Origin of the sequence: Microbulbifer pacificus (assembly GCF_002959965.1) — a bacterium.
Lineage (GTDB): Bacteria > Pseudomonadota > Gammaproteobacteria > Pseudomonadales > Cellvibrionaceae > Microbulbifer > Microbulbifer pacificus_A.
Map to the genome: position 1 here is coordinate 1 of NZ_PREV01000021.1, position 2,910 is coordinate 2,910.

The window sequence follows — 2,910 nt, forward strand, 5'->3', positions numbered from 1 at the left end:
AGCTGGATGGCGAGAAATACCCCATCGCCCAGTGCAATAACGTGTACATCTTCCCCGGTATCGGCCTCGGTGTCGTCGCCGCCGGCGCCAATCGGGTAACGGAAAACATGCTGATGGCCGCCTCCAACGCACTCGCGGAAAATGCGCCGGTGGTGAAAGAGGGCAGCGGTGCACTGCTGCCGCCACTGTCGCAGATCCGCGAAGTGGGCAAGGCCATCGCACTGGCTGTTGGCAAACAGGCGCAGGCCGACGGTGTGGCACCGGGTATTACCGAGGAAAAACTCGAGAAAAACATCGAAAAGAATTTCTGGCATCCGGATTACCGCCGCTACCGTCGTCGGGCCTTCTGATTTCTGCCAGGACGCATAGTGCAAACAAAAAACCCATGGAATTCCATGGGTTTTTTGTTTGCACTATGCGTCCTGGCAGAAATCAGAAGGCCCGACGACGGTAGCGGCGGTAATCCGGATGCCAGAAATTCTTTTCGATGTTTTTCTCGAGTTTTTCCTCGGTAATACCCGGTGCCACACCGTCGGCCTGCGCCTGTTTGCCAACAGCCAGTGCGATGGCCTTGCCCACTTCGCGGATCTGCGACAGTGGCGGCAGCAGTGCACCGCTGCCCTCTTTCACCACCGGCGCATTTTCCGCGAGTGCGTTGGAGGCGGCCATCAGCATGTTTTCCGTTACCCGATTGGCGCCGGCGGCGACGACACCGAGGCCGATACCGGGGAAGATGTACACGTTATTGCACTGGGCGATGGGGTATTTCTCGCCATCCAGCTGTACCGGTTCAAACGGGCTGCCGGTAGCGACCATGGCCTCGCCTCGGGTCCACTCCAGTACCTCCTGAGGCGTGGCTTCGGCGCGCGAAGTGGGGTTGGACAGCGGCATCACCAGCGGGCGCTTGCAGCCTTTGTGGAGTGCTTCGATCACGGGCTGGGTGAAGAGGCCACCCTGGCCGGATACGCCGATGAGGATGGTGGGTTTCACCTGCTCGATCAGGGTCTGCAGATCCCACTCCGGTGCCTGAGGGTATTTCCCGGGGCTGTGTGCGAGTTTCTGCTGGAAGTCATGCAGGCCCTTCATGTTGTCCATGACCAGACCGTAGCGGTCGAACATGAAGAGTCGTTCGCGTGCTTTCTCCTCCGACAAACCGTCGTTGACCATGGCCGCCACCACCTGTTCGGCAATACCGCAGCCGGCAGAGCCGGCGCCGACCACAAGTACTTTCTGTTTCGACAGCTTCTCGTCCTTGGCCTTGCACGCGGCGAGCATGGTACCGAGTGCCACCGCGGCAGTGCCCTGAATATCGTCGTTGAAGCAGCACACCTTGTCGCGATAGCGCTTCAGCAGCGGCATGGCATTGGTCTGGGCGAAATCCTCGAACTGGATCAGCACCTTCGGCCAGCGGCGTTTCACCGCGGCGATGAATTCCTCCAGGAACTCGTCGTACTCCTCCTGGGAAATACGCTCGTTGCGCCAGCCCATATACATGGGGTCGTTCAGCAGGGTGCGGTTGTTGGTGCCCACGTCCAGCATCACCGGCAGAGTGTAGGCGGGGCTGATACCACCGCAGGCGGTGTACAGGGACAGCTTGCCGATGGGAATACCCATGCCGCCGATGCCCTGGTCGCCAAGGCCGAGGATGCGCTCGCCGTCGGTGACTACGATGACTTTTACATTTTCCTTGGTGGCACTGCGCAGGATGTCGTCCATATGTTTGCGGTCCGGGTAGGACACAAACAGACCGCGGTGATTGCGGTAAATATTGGAGAACTCTTCACAGGCCGCGCCCACAGTGGGGGTGTAGATGATCGGCAGCATTTCTTCGATGTGCTGCTCGATCAGACGGAAAAACAACGTTTCGTTGTCGTCCTGAATGGCGCGCAGATAGATATGGCGTTCGAGATCCGTACGACACTGCTCATACTGGTGATAAGCGCGGCGCACCTGCTCGTTGATATTTTCCACATTGTTTGGCAGCAGACCGATCAGGTTGAACTCGATGCGCTCCTGCAATGTGAAGGCGCTGCCCTTGTTGAGCAGGGGGATTTCCAGCAGCGAGGGACCGGCGTGGGGGATGTACAGGGGGCGTTTGTCTTTCTGACTCATAAATCTATTCTGGTCGGTAAATTGCCGCTTATCGGGTGCGGGAAGCAATAAATCAGAGTAGCGGATTTGACCGGGGATTTTACGCGCACTTGACCAGATATGCCGCAGTGGATTGCAAATGCCAACATTTGTCCGGGTTTTTCGCGATTTATGGCAGATGATCTCTGGATGATGGGGGCGCCGGCTGATTAAATCTGTGCTGGCGTTTTCAACCAGATTCAGCGAGAGAAAATTCGATGTTCAGTTATCAGGTAGAGCCCCGTTTCAGCGAAACTGACGCCCTCGGGCACATCAACAACACGGTGGTGCCGGTATGGTTCGAGCAGGGGCGCACGCCGATCTTCCAGCTGTTCAATCCGGATCTTTCCCTGGGTAAATGGAACCTGATCCTGAAAAAAATGGACGTGGATTTCGTTGCCCAGATCTATCTGTTCTCACCGGTAGAAGTGAAAACGAGCCTGAGCGCGGTAGGCAATACGTCCATGACCATCCATCAGGAAGTCTGGCAGAAGGGGCAGCTGGTGGCTCAGGGGGATTGCGTGATGGTGCACTTCGATTATGAAAAGCAGAGTAAGGCGCCGATTCCCGACACGGTCCGGGAAAAACTGCTTCAGCACCTGATCTGAATGTCGTGTTAACAGGCCTCGGTATTAACAGACTCTAACGGGCAAGGTCGCCGTCAGGTGTGCGCTTCAAGCGCTGATCACCTGATTGCGCCCCGCATTTTTGGCGCGGTACATACGGGCATCCGCTTCCGCCAGCAACTGATTCTGTCCGTCCACTCCGCTGCTGCCCTCG

3 protein-coding genes are annotated in these 2,910 nt (G+C 57.4%); 2 read left to right on the forward strand and 1 reads right to left on the reverse strand.

Features of this window, described 5'->3' with window-relative positions; genetic code table 11:
• Nucleotides 1-350: malic enzyme-like NAD(P)-binding protein (locus C3938_RS00515; RefSeq protein ID WP_325027359.1), on the forward strand; the 350-nt coding region annotated here is incomplete at its 5' end.
• 82 nt (nt 351-432) lie between these two features.
• Here the strand turns inward: C3938_RS00515 and C3938_RS00520 are convergent.
• Nucleotides 433-2,112: an NAD-dependent malic enzyme gene (locus tag C3938_RS00520; protein WP_105101347.1), complete on the reverse strand. Its 1,680-nt coding sequence runs from the start codon at nt 2,110-2,112 to the stop codon at nt 433-435.
• A 236-nt stretch (nt 2,113-2,348) separates the two neighbouring features.
• Here C3938_RS00520 and C3938_RS00525 point away from each other — a divergent pair, with 236 nt between their 5' ends.
• Nucleotides 2,349-2,738, forward strand: a complete 390-nt coding sequence (locus C3938_RS00525) for an acyl-CoA thioesterase (RefSeq protein WP_105101348.1) — start codon at nt 2,349-2,351, stop codon at nt 2,736-2,738.
• The last annotated feature ends 172 nt before the right edge of the window (nt 2,739-2,910 follow it).